This window comes from Microvirga guangxiensis, assembly GCF_900102135.1.
GTDB classification, from domain to species: Bacteria; Pseudomonadota; Alphaproteobacteria; order Rhizobiales; family Beijerinckiaceae; genus Microvirga; species Microvirga guangxiensis.
The window spans coordinates 641,582-654,702 of the sequence record NZ_FMVJ01000002.1 but is presented as its reverse complement, the minus strand read 5'-3'; the positions used below and the strand labels follow the sequence as shown (position 1 = coordinate 654,702).

The following is a 13,121-nucleotide window of genomic DNA, read 5'->3' as shown; positions in this document are numbered from 1 at the left end:
TAAGGCCGTATCCCGGCCTCAGTTCGTAGCGTTGCCGGCTATTTCTTCGGTAATCGTCGTCTCCGACGTCACAACGGCCCATCCGGCGTAAGAATGCTCGATGGAAAGGACTTGTCCCACACCTGGGATCTTCATGCCTGGCGTGACCCACCACAAACCATTGGGCCCTTCAATCAGAGCGGATGCCTGTGTCGCACGATGAACGACGTATCGTGCGAATGGGGTCACGCTCGGCCAGACGCTATCAGCCGCGGATCGTTCATTGGACTCGTGTGAAGGAGCCGCAGAACTCTCGCTCACAGGCGTGGCTGCCTTAGACGGAGCGGCGAAGTGCGCGCGGTCTGCCGTCAAGCTGCCCCGTGACGCAAAACTCCCACCCACATTCGGCAGGTAAACATAGGAATCGCGCACGAAGGCGGCGTAAACGGGCAGCGCCATGGCAGAGACCACGAGGGCTGCCCCAATACCGATGACGATGCGGTCTCCGGTCGCCTCCTTGGCGCGGATGAGGTCCTCCAGGCGCCGGACCTTCTGTGCGTGGCTTTCGATCGTCAATTGCTCGGTGGCGAGGTTACTGCCTTCCCGCGCCACTTGTTCCAACGTTTTCTCAAACCGGGTGATCATAGCTGCTTCCGCCAAGCGAATCGAAGATGTTGATCGATGAGTCCCACACACTAAAGCTGAGCTGTTAGTGTATATTCCGTAACTTTCTTGAAGCGTGCGAAGTGAAATCAGCCTCGCGCAAGCTGAGGGAAATATGGATCCTGCGTCCGCATTTCGGACACTCGGAAGCGAGGCTCACTGCGGATGTACCAGGAGCCTCGCTTCAAAATTCCACTCAGTATTCATTCCGCATCAAGCGGCCCGGACCTCGTTCAGGAAGCTCGACACTTCGCTTCCGAGCTCACTCGAGCGCCTTGCCAGTTCCTGAGCGGCGCCCAGAACCTGAGAGGCTGCAGCACCCGTATCGCCAGCGCCCTTTTGGACATCGACGATGTTGCCGGTAACAGCCTCTGTTCCACGTGCCGCCTCTTGGACATTGCGTGCGATTTCAGCCGTTGCGGCGCCTTGCTCTTCCATGGCTGCTGCAATCGACACCGAGATCTGCGACATTTCATTGATCGTCCGGGCGATCTCCTGAATGGCTTCGACAGTCTCCTTCGTTGCGCTCTGAACGGAGCTGATCTGCAGGGAGATTTCTTCGGTCGCCTTGGCGGTCTGGCTGGCGAGATCCTTCACCTCCGAGGCAACGACGGCGAAGCCTTTGCCTGCCTCACCGGCGCGCGCCGCCTCGATGGTGGCATTGAGTGCCAGAAGGTTGGTTTGGCCCGCAATGTTGTTGATGAGCTGCACGACATTGCCGATTTTCTCAGCCGTGGTCGCCAGTTCCTGAACACTCATATTCGTACGCTGGGCTCCTTCCACGGCCTTGTCTGCAATCTGGGACGATTGCGAGACTTGGCCTGCGATCTCACGAATGGAGATGGAGAGCTCTTCGGTCGCGGCGGCCACCGTCTGAACATTGGCGGAGGCCTGCTGCGCTGCCGAGGACACCGTCATCGATTGGCTGGTCGTTTGATTGGCAACGGCAGACATGGAGCGGGCGGTGACTTCCATCTCGCTTGCCGAGGATGAAAGGTGCTGCACGAGGCCTCCCACGCTGCGCTCGAATTGCTGAGCAAGAGCCGCCATCTCCGCTCTGCGCTTCTGGGCCATCTGGCTTTCAGCAGCGGCTTGCTCTTCCCTGAGCTTCTGGGTTTCTTCCATCGCGTTCGCGAAGACCTGAGTTGCCTTCCAGATGTCTCCGATCTCGTCCTTGCTCGGCTTGACTTTTGGCAGGTTGAAGTCGCCCGATGCCAGCTTCTGAAGGGCGATCGTCACAACTTGGAGGGGACGAGCGATCTGACGATTGCCGATGAGCCAGCCCAGCAGGAGGGCAGCAAGCGTACCGCCGGCGGCCAGTACGATCAGAAGATTGAGCATGTTGCTGTAGAGAGCGCTGGCTTCCTCTTCGATCTGATCCATCTTCTGGTTGCCGCGGTTCATCAGCTCATCGATGCGAGCCTGGTAAGCCCTTCTATTGGCGCGGTTGGCGTCTGTATTGCCCTGCGCGTTGGCAGCTTCAGGCGAAACTTCGCTGCCAAGCCGGACTGTTTCGGTCCTGTACGTCTTGAAATCCGCTGCGTCCTTCACCAACCCTTCGAAGAGCGATTTCTCGTCTGCCGGGAGAAGAGGCTGCCATACCTTCAGAAGTGCATCGATATCGCGCAATGCAGCCAGCGATCCTTCTCCGAATTTCTGGGCCTCCTTGGTGTCTTTCGACGCATAGATGCCCCGGGACTCCATGACGACATGCGTTACCAGACGGTTGAGCCGTTCTGCATAGAGCGCGCGCAGAGCAGAGGCTCTGATGTCGCCAACAGCCGCATCGTAAGTACGTACGGTATAGACGCCAACCCCGGCAATGATCGCGGCAAGCAAGCTTAATGCGGAAACGAGCGCAAATAGCTTCGTCTTTATCTTCATGGATTCCCCCTGGCACTCTTATGCTGCGGATATGTCCACGCGCAGCACAACAGGACTATCCGGAATGGCTTGCGCGGAACTGACCATTCCCAGTGGAATGCCGCGACGGCAAAGAGAAAGGCGAGACACGTTTTCCGTGTCTCGCCTTTGGGCATGAGCAATTCAGAAGAGAGAGGTTTGATATGATCGCTATGCGGCCCTGACGTTTGTCAGGAAGTATTGGACCTCTTGGCCAAGGGTGCTTGAATGTCTCGCAAGCTCTTGAGCGGCGCCAAGAACCTGTGAGGCCGCCGAACCGGTCTCGCCTGCGCCTCTCTGCACGTCAGAAATGTTGCCGGTTACCGCTTCCGTGCCGCGGGCTGCTTCCTGAACATTGCGCGCGATTTCCGCCGTCGCTGCACCCTGTTCTTCCATGGCGGCTGCAATGGAAGTCGAGATCTGCGACATCTCGGTGATCGTTCGCGCGATATCCTGGATTGCGGTCACCGTTTCCCTCGTCGCCTGCTGCACCGAAGAGATTTGCGCCCCGATTTCCTCAGTCGCTTTTGCCGTTTGCGACGCCAGTTCTTTGACCTCCGTTGCCACCACGGCAAAGCCCTTTCCGGCTTCACCGGCGCGCGCAGCCTCGATAGTGGCGTTGAGCGCCAGAAGGTTCGTCTGCCCGGCGATAGTATTGATCAGCTGCACCACATCGCCGATGCGTTCGGCCGTGGCAGCCAGGGTCTGAACGGTGGTGTTGGTGCGGTGAGTGCCTTGCACGGCTCGTTCGGCAACCTGAGAAGACTGGCTGACCTGGGAGGCGATCTCGCGGATGGAGATCGAAAGCTCTTCCGTTGCAGCCGCCACTGTCTGCACGTTCGCCGAGGTCTGTTGCGCTGCGGAGGAAACAGTCACAGTCTGCTGCGTAGTCTCATCGGCCACGGCAGTCATCGACTGGGCAGTGGATTCCATCTGCGTGGCTGCCGAGGAGAGGCCTTGCATGAGAGACGAAACCTTCGTCTCAAAGGTGCGGGTCAGCTCGTCCAGCACCTGCGCGCGGCGCATCTTTGCCTCGTTCTCAGTGTCCTGTGCCGCCGCGATCCGACGTGCTTCTATTGCATTGTCCTTGAAGATCTGCAGGGCGCGGGCCAGTTGGCCGACTTCGTCCTTCCGCTCGGCGCCATTGATCCCTACAGAGAGATCGCCATTGGCCAGGCGTGTCATTGCAGCAGTCATCCCGGAGAGCGGTTTGGTGACGCCAAAGATCACGACGGTGCCGGTTAGTCCGAGGGCGGACAGAATGCCCACAAAAGCCGCCGAGATCAGGATCCACGAGGTTCTCTCTGCGAGCGCGTCTGCCTCATTGGCGGCCCGGTCGAGTGCTTCCTTGCTTGCTTCCGCGCGCTTGCTCAAAGCTGCACGGAGCTCCGTACGCGCGGTGCGGCCCTCGCCATTGGAAATACTGATAGCCTCTTCCGTGCGGCTTGCTTGGGCAAGATCGGTGCTTTTGTCCATGAGGCTGTAATAATGAGAGATCTGCGCCTTCAGCTGCATATCGGCTTCCTTGCTCTCTGGGGTGAGGGCAAGGCTGATCAACTGATCTGCGTAACCGAGTGTTGCATCCCGATATTGGTCGAACGCTTTCCGAGCCGCCTTCATCATCTCGGATTCAGTAGAAATGATGAGGTTCTTTTCCTGGATCGTCGTTTCGTTGACGGTCGCATTCATCTGCAGAACCAGGGCCTCTCTGGCCATCTCCTGTTCCACCAGTTCCTGCGTGTCCTGAGCCATGGTCTCAAGGCCGGTCTTGGCAAGAACGATCAGTCCTATGGATACCAAGACGAGAATAGTAATCGGGATCGCCAGCTTGGCGAGTAGTTTCAGGTTGTTGAAGGTGCGCATAATCCTCGTGCCCCTTCTGCAGAAGAAGGGATGCGCATGACCAAGATGCGCAAAGCAATTGATGAGGATTGATTTTGAGGACTCTGGCTTGCGCGAAGCTGTCAGAGAGGGCAGTTGCGGCAAATTGCTCCTGCTACATGCAGGTATTGTTTCTCTATATTCCTAAATATCGAAAGTATGAGAAGGATTTCTGCGAGCTTTGAACAAGAACATGTAGAGCTTAGATCGCGAGGTTTATAAAAACCTCCTTGATCATTGCTCCTCGGTTGCCGGAGTAATTCCAAGCTCAGCGAGCTTGGCGCGGACCTCTGTGATGGGACGCTTGAGCTTAAGACTGATCACTGAGGCAGGCATTCCCTCTTTTGCCAACTCCTTCAGCTGCTGAACTGCCTCATAAGTCCAGAGAGATACATTGTTCATGGCGGCATCTCCAGTTGCAGGGGTAAAGGGTCTCTGCGAACTGCGGCAAGATCATGAAAAAATGCCCTTCTCTACCGGGAGAAAGCGGCAACCTTAGCTTGGGATACGCGTTCTTGAGGAGGCAACGCACTCAAGGACCCCATCATGAGCATTATCTGGACCATCATCATCGGCTTTGTAGCCGGGCTTATCGCCAAATGGATCATGCCAGGCCGGAATGAGCCCTCAGGCTTCATCATGACCACAATCCTCGGCATTATCGGCGCTGTGGTTGCGACCTATCTTGGGCGCGCTGTCGGCTGGTATGGCCCCGATGATGGAGCCAACTTCATTGGCGCCATTGTGGGAGCGATCATCGTCCTCTTTATCTACGGCCTCATTGCCGGGCGCCGTTCCACGACGACGTACTGATCGATAGACCCTTAAAAAACGGGCCGTACTTGTGGGTACGGCCCGTTTTCGTATGAGCGGACGCTCAGGCGTCGCCGTGATGTCCTGTGAGAGCTGCCTTGACCGGGCAGTTGCCGACATAGCCTCTCCAGGCCAGATAGGATCCGCCTGCAAGAGCCAGCACATTCAACAGCGGGTTGGGGCGAGGCTTGGCGGCGGCGGCTGCAAGGCCTAGGCCCGCGAGCATATAAACTCCGCGTTCCGTTGTGCTCAGATTGGGCTCCCCATTCATCAAGGATCCGGCTTCTGTAGAGGTGATGTTTGCCAAGTTTGTTCTCCTTCAATATCGGAGGGCGAACGCGACGCGGATCGGCGTTGTTCCATGAGTCTGCAAGGGGCGAGGAACCGGAAACCTTGACTGTCGTTGAGTCCACGCCTTTCAACATGGAGCCAAACGATGTCCGCTAAGGAAAAGACCCTGAATGACCTGTTCCTTCACACCCTGAAGGATGTCTATTACGCCGAAAAGCAGATCCTGAAGGCGCTGCCGAAGATGGCCAAGAACGCAGAATCCGAAGAGCTCAAGGAGGCTTTTGAAACGCATCGTCAGGAAACCGAAGGCCAGATCGAGCGTCTCGAGCAGGTCTTCGAAATGTTGGGCAAGGCAGCCCGTGGCGTGCAGTGCGAGGCGATCAACGGCATCATCGAAGAAGGCAAGGAAGTCATGGAAGACTTCGCCGACAGCGTGGCCCTTGATGCCGGCATTCTGGCAGCCGCTCAGGCCGTCGAACACTACGAGATCACCCGCTACGGCTCCCTCAAGACCTGGGCGCAGGAACTCGGGATGAACGACGCTGCCAAGCTCATCGATCAGAATCTGCAGGAAGAGAAAAAGACCGATCTTCTGCTCACGAAGCTGGCGGAGGCGCGCGTCAACACCAAGGCCGCGTAACAAGCCCCTTCTCGGACAAAGCCCCGCCTTCCGGCGGGGCTTTGCTTTTTGCACGCGACGCTGGAGGTCGAGCGTTAGTGCTGGTGGAAAGAGCTGGGTGTGACGGCAGTATCGAGCGTCAGGCGCAGAAGACCCGATGGTTGGATCTCTAGCGTTGCTTTCATCGTCTGCGGCTGCTCAACCAGGTGCATGAACGCCAACAGTCGCAAGCGTGCGACCGCAGGCAGGAGATCAAGCAGTTGGCCTAGGTTCTTGCTAATGCCATGGGTCATTTCCTCCTCGATGAAAGAAGCGAGAGGATGAAGTTCTTCAGGCAGCGACATGGGGCACCTGGTGAATGCGGGAGGAGAGTCCGTTGCGGATGAGCGAAGCTCCGCGCAGTCCGGCGAGCTTTCTGACATGCTCGAGACTGGCTTGCGAGATCTCGACGGCAGCAGCAATGCATGGCTGCCCTTCGATCAGCTGAGGCAGACCCAGAGGCCGAACCTTGAAGCCAGCCTGCTGCCATCGTGGCAGCCACCACATTTCAACGACAGCCGTGACTTCGGTGATGCCCTCTCCAAGGCAGAATTCCTGCATGGCGGCCAGAAGGCGACAATCCGTGCGTCCGGTCCGCCGCTCCTTCACCACGAAGTAACGGGTCCATTCGAGAATGTCGGCGGCCTGTGGGACCCCGAGTTGGGCGAGATGGGGAAAGACCTCGCTGATCATGTGCGGCAGCAGGGTCGGATAGAGCCGCTGTCCCCCCACCAAGCGACCGGCATCGATGGCGAGAAGATAGACGGCGTGCTGGTTGTCGTAGGCATCCACCTCCAGCCCATCTGGCTGCCTCAGGCCGCTCCAGCCACGCTCCTCAACAAAGATCTGGTGCCGAAGACGGTGAAATTGCTCCAGGCTCTCCTCGTAAAAGTGTCTGTTTGCATGCGTAATGACGTGAACACAGGTCATCGATGCCCCCCTTTTTATGATCTGGGGACATTTCACTCAAACGATCTGCGAATGGTATTGTAGGAAATTACAGGTCGGGCTCAGATCCGGATGAGCTTGTACTGCATCGCTCGGGCAACGGCCTGGGTCTTGTTGGCAGCCCCAAGCTTTTGGCAGGAGCTGACGATATGCGCTGTCACGGTTCTCTCCGTGATGCCGAGGATCTCACCCGTATCGGCCGCCGATTTGCCCGCGGCAGCCCACATCAGGGTTTCCCGCTCACGGGGAGTCAGCAGTTCCGCCCCGCGATAGGGCAGGGGGTTTAAAAGCTGTCGGGCTCGCTCGAAGGCGTACATGGCCATGAGGTGCAAGGCAGGCTTTGTCCGGGAGGAGAGGTCGAGATCGACCCCACTCATGGATAAGCAGGCCTCATACCCATTGATGCCATGGATCGGCAGGCAGAAGCCGTCCTTCATCCTGAAATCCGTAGCTCGGTCCATTACCTCTGCAGCGCGAGGTTCCGTCTCTCGATCGAAAGGAGCCTCGGACCATTCAAATGGTTGAACCGTGTTCCTGCAAAGACGAATGACCGGGTCAACGCGGACGTAATCTTGTTTGCTGTAGATTTCAAACCAGGCCTTTGGCCATTTCTTAAGAAGAACAACTTGATCGAAACGTTCTTGAGGGCTGGGTAGCCCTGTGATGATAAAATTTTCAAAGCCGAATAAAGTGAAAGACCTTGCCATTTCTTCGATGACGGTCTCCGCGGATGGTAGACCGTCGAGTCTTCCGATGAATTCAAAGGCTTCTGTTGCATAATCGAAGCTCTGCTGAGACATCCGCGCCTCCTGGGCTATTCTATCAACAGATGTATATACTTCGCTTGCTACCAAAGGTTTTGAGGAGAGTATAGTTATCCAAACGTGGCGGTAGCGTTAGGAGAGGCAGTTGCAGCAGAAGTCCCCCAGTCTCATCGACAAGCATATCGGGAGCCGGGTCCGGTCCAGGCGGATCATGCTTGGAATGAGCCAGGAGAAGCTGGCGGAGGCCTTGGGGCTGACTTTTCAGCAGATCCAGAAATACGAGAAGGGCGTCAACCGCGTAGGAGCAAGTCGCCTTCTCCAGATTGCGGGCATTCTGAATGTAAGCATCGAGTTTTTCTTCGAAGGGGCGCCGGGACTGCCGACCAACAATCCTACGGGAGACAGCATGATGGCCGAGTTTTTGACGAGTCCGGACAGTGATCGTCTCGTTCGCGGCTTCCTGCGCCTGAAGGATGACGATGCCCGCAAGAGGGTCGCCGATCTGGTCGATTGGCTGGCATCGGCCCGCTAGGCCCGTCCGTCCCGGCTCGAAACGCCTTCTGCGAAAGAGCGTTGCGCTCTTCGGAACCTGCCGCGCTTCTAATGGTTACTCCCCCACGATTAAGAGAGGTTGACCATGGGCGTGGGACAGCAAAACGGCAACAGACAGCAGGATACCGGCGGCGAAGATTGGGATGCTCTGAAGGGCGATGTCGGCGACATGGCCGGGGCAGCCGTCGAGCGCGGCCGTTTCTTCATCGATTCAGCTCGGGAGCAGGCGACGGACTACGCTGATCGCCGTAAGGATGACATTGCGCAATCGGTTGCGGATTTCGCGACGTCCCTGCGCGACTCCACCCATTCTTTCGACGAGCGGCCGAACATTCGCGCCGTTGTCGACAGCGCTGCCGATGGCTTGGAGCAGCTTGCGGATTCGATCCGCGACAAGACCTTCTCCGACATCTTCAATGATTTCGAGGATGTCGTCCGCCGCCGCCCGGCGACAGTGGCTGCAGTGTCAGTGGCTGTTGGCTTCCTGGCTGCTCGCTTCCTAAAAAGCACGGCCGAGGATATGCGATACGAGCGCATGAATCCAAGCGTGTCGCAGCCTAGCCGCAATCGATCGCAGCAGGCGCAGCGCTCACGCGCCAAAGCCGGGGCATGACGGAGAGCGTTCATGCAGGGTAACAGCAATCAAACCATTCAGGGCCTCGTCGGTGAGGCCCTGCGCGAGTCTACCGATCTCGCACAGAAAGAGTTCACGCTCTTTCGCACGGAGATTTCGCAGAACATCCGCACCCTCTTCATCGGGTTGGCCATGGTGGTGGTGGCGGCGATCTTCGCGATCGCGGCCGTCATGCTCCTGACCGAGTCGCTTGTCGAATGGCTGGCAACAGTCGTGAATTCCGAAGCCCTGGCGGCTCTCATCGTGGGCGGTTTGCTGGCGGTTATCGCGATCGGCCTTGGACTTTACGGACGTCATGCCATGTCGGCTTCGACGCTCACACCCCAAAGAACCATGCGTTCGCTCAAGCGCGATGCGGAAGTTCTCTCCGAGAGAGGTGCATGATGACGCAGAGTCTTCAGGATCTGGAGAAGGATATCGAGCATAGCCGCGCGCAGCTCGATCGTACTATCGACCAGCTCCAGAACAAAATGACTGTCTCGGGTGTCGTCGATGACATGCTGGGAACGGCCCGAACGAGCCAGTACGGTCCTCTCTACGACCGGGTTCTCGAGACTGTGCGCAGCAACCCCGTTCCGGTGATGCTTATCGCGGCTGGCTTAGGGCTTCTCGCTTATCGCCTGGGCAGCCCGGCGCGCCGACGCCCGACGCGGCTGATCGCGGCGGATGAAGACTTCATCACCGAGCAGGACCTCATGGGCGAGCCTGCCGATATGCGTCTCTATGAACCGGGAGCAGCGCCTCTGGAGCAGACAGACGGCATGTTCGACCGCCGCAGAATGAACTCCGGCATTTGATTCACGAAACAGGAGATTTTCATGGCTAATGGAAAGAATGAGAGCGGCAACGCATCCGGCGGAAAGCAGAATGAGGCTGGATCCGGCAAGGTTTCTGCTGGCACCTCCGTGGGCAATATCGGCGAGCCCCCGATGCCGCATGCGCACGACGACAAGAAAGGCGCGCAGAGCGCGACGCTGGCTTCGCATACCTCTCATCCGATGGGCGGGAATCAGGGAAGTGATAAGTCGAAAGGCAGCTCTCAAGCTCGCTCTTCTCAAGATGAAGCCGGCTCAGTGACGGACAAGGCTCAGCAGATGGCAGGCGATATGCGTGAGCGTGCAGAGGATGCTTATGAAGGCGCATCCGAATGGGCGCGCGACACCTATGAGCGCGCCTCTGAATGGGCTTCGGGTGCCTATGAAGGTCAGCGCCGCCGCGTCCGCCGTGCAGGTGGTCGTTCCGCCAAGGCTTTCGATAATGCTCGGGGCGGCATGCAGAACTATGTCTCCGAGAACCCAATGGTCGTCGGCCTCGTAGGATTGGCTGCCGGTCTGCTTCTCGGTGCCCTGCTGCCGCGTACCCGCCGCGAGAACGAATTCTTCGGCGAGTGGGCCGACGAGGTGCGCAACCAGGGTCTTCGCTATGCTCGAGACGCGGCCAGCCGCGGACGTGAATATGTGGAGGAAACCTTCAGCGGCGACGAAGCTCAGTTCAGCCGCCATGAAAGCGAATTCGGCTCCGGTAGCCGGGACGCCAATCGCCACTGAGACGGCAACGTAAATGCTCAAAAACGCCGGCTTGAAGCCGGCGTTTTCGTTTTGATCGGCGCAGCGGCAATGTGAGCTATGCCAGAAATGGCAACGGCCACGGCGAAATCATGCGCGTACATCCGGCGTCATGACCTCGGCAACGTGACCGCATCTGGTGGTGCTAGGCGCCACCAGGTTGATGCTGAGATGGTGTGTCGACCCTTCCGTTTCAAGGCTTGGCGGTAAGAAAGTTTAACCATGCGGGCCCTAAACTGGCAGAGCCTGCAGCAAAGCTGGAACCTCATATTCATGAAGCCGTTGCTCCTGAAGATTAGGATAGGGTTGCGTTTCAAGTGATAAGCTGTGCGTGGGAACCGATCCGATTGGATTGAGTGGAGCCGTGTTGTGCGTATTCTGATTTTGGAAGACGATCCTTTCATTGCATCCGACCTTCAGTCGATTCTGGAAGATGAAGGGCACGAAGTCGTTGGTGTTTTCGACTCGATTGCCGAGACCTACCAGCATCTGGAGGATGAGTTTGACTATGCGCTCCTCGACATCGATGTGGTCGGCGGGAAGAGCTTTGGCGTAGCCAACGCGCTTGCCGAACGGAGTATTCCGTTCGCCTTCGTATCGGCGTCGAAGCCTGGCGATCTGCCTCAGTCGCTGCGTGAAGTCGCCTTCATTCCGAAGCCGTTCGAGGAGCGCGCCATTCTCCAATCGATCGACAGCTCATCTTCCCGCTCCTATTCATGCTGACGCCGATAGGGCCGCACAGCTCCCCAACCCCGAGACTTGGGTTTTGCTGCAAGTTTCTGCCTGAGAGCGGTAAGGCGGAAACGGTGCGGCAGATGAATACAACCACCGTGACTATGGCCTACCTTGGCCGATTGGGACCGGCCGCAGCATATGACAAGCTGCTGTCCGTCGTGGCCCATAACCTTGAGGCCTTCACGCGCCAGATCCAGCATGTGGCAAGCCGCCCGAGGCTGGAGCGTCTGCATCGTCTCTCCAGCGATCTTCTGCCCGGCTACACGCATCCAACCTGCGAGGATTTTTACCGGGATGGGGATCTGCGAGATCTCATCGAGAGCAGGCTGGCGTCAGCAGGGCAGCTTGCGCGGGAACATGGGGTGCGTCTCAGCATGCACCCTGGTCAGTTCTGCGTCATCGCTTCCGCCAACCCGAGTGCAGCCGCCAACGGCATTGCCGAGTTCGAGTATCATGTCGATGTGATGCGCTACATGGGATATGGCGGGGGCTGGCATCCGCATGGCGCGCACATCAACATCCACGGTGGGGCGCGAGCGAACGGAGCTGAAGGTATTCGCGCAGGCCTCGTGCGCTTGTCAGAAACTGCGCGCAATCTCATCACCATCGAGAACGACGAGGTGAGCTTCGGGCTCGACAATCTTCTCCCGCTGGCGGATGCAGTCCCTCTCGTGCTTGATCTTCATCATCATTGGATCAAGAGCGAGGGTGAGTATGTGGAGCCGGACGATCCAAGGATCGCGACGATCATCGCTTCCTGGCGGGGCGTGCGCCCGTTAAGCCATATCAGTGTTTCCAGGGAGGATTTGCTGGTTGGACATGATGCAGGCGTGCTCCCCAATTTCGGCGCACTCGTTCGTGCGGGGATTAGCGCGAAGGATCTGCGGGGCCACTCCGACCTCATGTGGAACTTGGCGATCAATGACTTGGTGATGCGTCATCTGAGCTGGACGGATTTCGAGGTCGAAGCGAAACAAAAGAACATTGCTTCCGAGGGTTTGGCGCAGCATGTGGAGCGGTCAAGGATTCTGGTCGGGTAGGCAGGCGGCCAGACATTCAAGAAGGACGCTCTTAGGGTTGGAACAAATCCTCGGCAGAAGCGTTCATGAAAAATTGTGCCTTCCGCCGAGCGATCGATGCCTGAACTGCAATCCACAATTCTCCTTGTCGAGGATGAGCCTCTGATCCGGCTTTTCGTCGCGGAGCTTCTCGAAGATTCCGGCTTCAAGGTGGTCGAGGCGGCCAATGCTACGGAGGCTCTTGTTCTTCTGGAGGCGGGCCTCGAGGTGGACGTTCTGCTGACCGATGTGGATATGCCGAATGGCTGCAACGGGTTTGAGCTCGCTCATAAGGTTCATGAAGCCTGGCCAAGTGCCGAAATCCTGATCATGTCTGGCCGTCAGTGGCCCGCTCAAGGAGATCTGCCTCAGGGCGCGGCTTTCCTGGCCAAGCCTTGTCCGAATGAGGTGATCGTCTCGCATGTTCATGCGGCGGCCAAGCGGTCGAAGAGATTCCTGCGCCCAGGAAAAGGCCTGCCTCTTCCCCAGGAAACAGCAAAAATCCTTCCTTTTCCGAAAACAGCCTAAATTCCTGAACTCTAGCTTGCTGAAGGCGCAGAGCAGACATAAGCTCTGCCCGAATTGACTTTCCATCGGGGACTGGGGTCTTGAAACAGTCTCCGGACTGCCCGACCCAGGGAAAGTCAATGAGCTTGCAGCACGATAAGCAACATTGCT

Annotated in this window: 18 protein-coding genes; 10 read left to right on the top strand and 8 right to left on the bottom strand. The window is 57.8% G+C overall.

Translation table 11 applies throughout. The features are described 5' to 3' along the window. Window positions 1–18: 18 nt before the first annotated feature. The 4 genes from BLP10_RS03185 to BLP10_RS23060 all read right to left on the bottom strand — a co-directional run bounded on the left by BLP10_RS03185 (window position 19) and on the right by BLP10_RS23060 (window position 4,827). Entirely contained in the window at window positions 19–624 is a 606-nt protein-coding gene (locus BLP10_RS03185) for a hypothetical protein (RefSeq protein WP_091129696.1), read from the bottom strand. A gap of 231 nt (window positions 625–855) precedes the next feature. Next, a complete protein-coding gene (locus BLP10_RS03180) occupies window positions 856–2,526 on the bottom strand; it encodes a methyl-accepting chemotaxis protein (RefSeq protein ID WP_091129691.1) in 1,671 nt (556 codons plus the stop codon). A 189-nt stretch (window positions 2,527–2,715) separates the two neighbouring features. Then, the gene (locus BLP10_RS03175) at window positions 2,716–4,407 is read right to left on the bottom strand and encodes a methyl-accepting chemotaxis protein (protein ID WP_091129688.1); all 1,692 of its coding nucleotides are present in this window, start codon (window positions 4,405–4,407) and stop codon (window positions 2,716–2,718) included. Window positions 4,408–4,659: 252 nt separating this feature from the next. Further along, window positions 4,660–4,827 (bottom strand): hypothetical protein, encoded by a 168-nt coding sequence (locus BLP10_RS23060; RefSeq protein WP_175493756.1) that lies wholly within the window; start codon window positions 4,825–4,827, stop codon window positions 4,660–4,662. Window positions 4,828–4,971: 144 nt separating this feature from the next. Here BLP10_RS23060 and BLP10_RS03170 point away from each other — a divergent pair, with 144 nt between their 5' ends. Next, window positions 4,972–5,238 carry a GlsB/YeaQ/YmgE family stress response membrane protein gene (locus tag BLP10_RS03170; protein WP_091129684.1) on the top strand — a complete coding sequence of 89 codons (267 nt, stop codon included), beginning with the start codon at window positions 4,972–4,974 and terminating at the stop codon, window positions 5,236–5,238. A 64-nt stretch (window positions 5,239–5,302) separates the two neighbouring features. Here BLP10_RS03170 and BLP10_RS03165 read toward each other — a convergent pair whose 3' ends face one another. Then, a complete protein-coding gene (locus BLP10_RS03165) occupies window positions 5,303–5,545 on the bottom strand; it encodes a YgaP-like transmembrane domain (protein WP_425286926.1) in 243 nt (80 codons plus the stop codon). Between the two features lie 129 nt (window positions 5,546–5,674). On the opposite strand from BLP10_RS03165, the gene BLP10_RS03160 reads away from it, so the two are divergent. Continuing rightward, the gene (locus BLP10_RS03160; protein ID WP_091129680.1) at window positions 5,675–6,169 is read left to right on the top strand and encodes a YciE/YciF ferroxidase family protein; all 495 of its coding nucleotides are present in this window, start codon (window positions 5,675–5,677) and stop codon (window positions 6,167–6,169) included. 74 nt (window positions 6,170–6,243) lie between these two features. Here the strand turns inward: BLP10_RS03160 and BLP10_RS03155 are convergent, their stop codons facing one another. The 3 genes from BLP10_RS03155 to BLP10_RS03145 all read right to left on the bottom strand — a co-directional run bounded on the left by BLP10_RS03155 (window position 6,244) and on the right by BLP10_RS03145 (window position 7,935). Then, entirely contained in the window at window positions 6,244–6,492 is a 249-nt protein-coding gene (locus tag BLP10_RS03155) for a hypothetical protein (RefSeq protein ID WP_091129676.1), read from the bottom strand. Beyond that, on the bottom strand, window positions 6,479–7,117 hold the full coding sequence (locus BLP10_RS03150; RefSeq protein ID WP_091129673.1) for an acyl-homoserine-lactone synthase: 639 nt from the start codon (window positions 7,115–7,117) through the stop codon (window positions 6,479–6,481). Before BLP10_RS03150 ends, BLP10_RS03155 begins: the two co-directional genes overlap by 14 nt. A gap of 80 nt (window positions 7,118–7,197) precedes the next feature. Further along, window positions 7,198–7,935, bottom strand: a complete 738-nt coding sequence (locus tag BLP10_RS03145) for a helix-turn-helix transcriptional regulator (RefSeq protein WP_091129669.1) — start codon at window positions 7,933–7,935, stop codon at window positions 7,198–7,200. A gap of 109 nt (window positions 7,936–8,044) precedes the next feature. Here BLP10_RS03145 and BLP10_RS03140 point away from each other — a divergent pair, with 109 nt between their 5' ends. The 8 genes from BLP10_RS03140 (at window position 8,045) to BLP10_RS03105 (ending at window position 12,971) form a co-directional block, all read left to right on the top strand. Beyond that, window positions 8,045–8,431, top strand: coding sequence for a helix-turn-helix domain-containing protein (locus BLP10_RS03140; RefSeq protein ID WP_091129663.1), 387 nt, complete (start codon window positions 8,045–8,047; stop codon window positions 8,429–8,431). A gap of 105 nt (window positions 8,432–8,536) precedes the next feature. Then, window positions 8,537–9,064, top strand: coding sequence for a hypothetical protein (locus BLP10_RS03135; protein ID WP_175493755.1), 528 nt, complete (start codon window positions 8,537–8,539; stop codon window positions 9,062–9,064). A gap of 12 nt (window positions 9,065–9,076) precedes the next feature. After that, window positions 9,077–9,469 carry a phage holin family protein gene (locus tag BLP10_RS03130; RefSeq protein ID WP_091129659.1) on the top strand — a complete coding sequence of 131 codons (393 nt, stop codon included), beginning with the start codon at window positions 9,077–9,079 and terminating at the stop codon, window positions 9,467–9,469. Further along, complete coding sequence (locus tag BLP10_RS03125; protein ID WP_091129652.1) at window positions 9,466–9,882, top strand: DUF3618 domain-containing protein; 417 nt, start codon at window positions 9,466–9,468, stop codon at window positions 9,880–9,882. Before BLP10_RS03130 ends, BLP10_RS03125 begins: the two co-directional genes overlap by 4 nt. Window positions 9,883–9,903: 21 nt before the next feature. Beyond that, window positions 9,904–10,632 carry a hypothetical protein gene (locus BLP10_RS23055; protein WP_175493754.1) on the top strand — a complete coding sequence of 243 codons (729 nt, stop codon included), beginning with the start codon at window positions 9,904–9,906 and terminating at the stop codon, window positions 10,630–10,632. A 387-nt stretch (window positions 10,633–11,019) separates the two neighbouring features. After that, window positions 11,020–11,373, top strand: a complete 354-nt coding sequence (locus BLP10_RS03115; protein ID WP_175493753.1) for a response regulator — start codon at window positions 11,020–11,022, stop codon at window positions 11,371–11,373. Further along, a complete protein-coding gene (locus tag BLP10_RS03110; protein WP_091129645.1) occupies window positions 11,367–12,425 on the top strand; it encodes an apurinic/apyrimidinic endonuclease family protein in 1,059 nt (352 codons plus the stop codon). The genes BLP10_RS03115 and BLP10_RS03110 overlap by 7 nt, the downstream gene beginning before the upstream one ends. A gap of 96 nt (window positions 12,426–12,521) precedes the next feature. Further along, window positions 12,522–12,971: a response regulator gene (locus BLP10_RS03105; protein WP_091129643.1), complete on the top strand. Its 450-nt coding sequence runs from the start codon at window positions 12,522–12,524 to the stop codon at window positions 12,969–12,971. Window positions 12,972–13,121 lie beyond the last annotated feature (150 nt).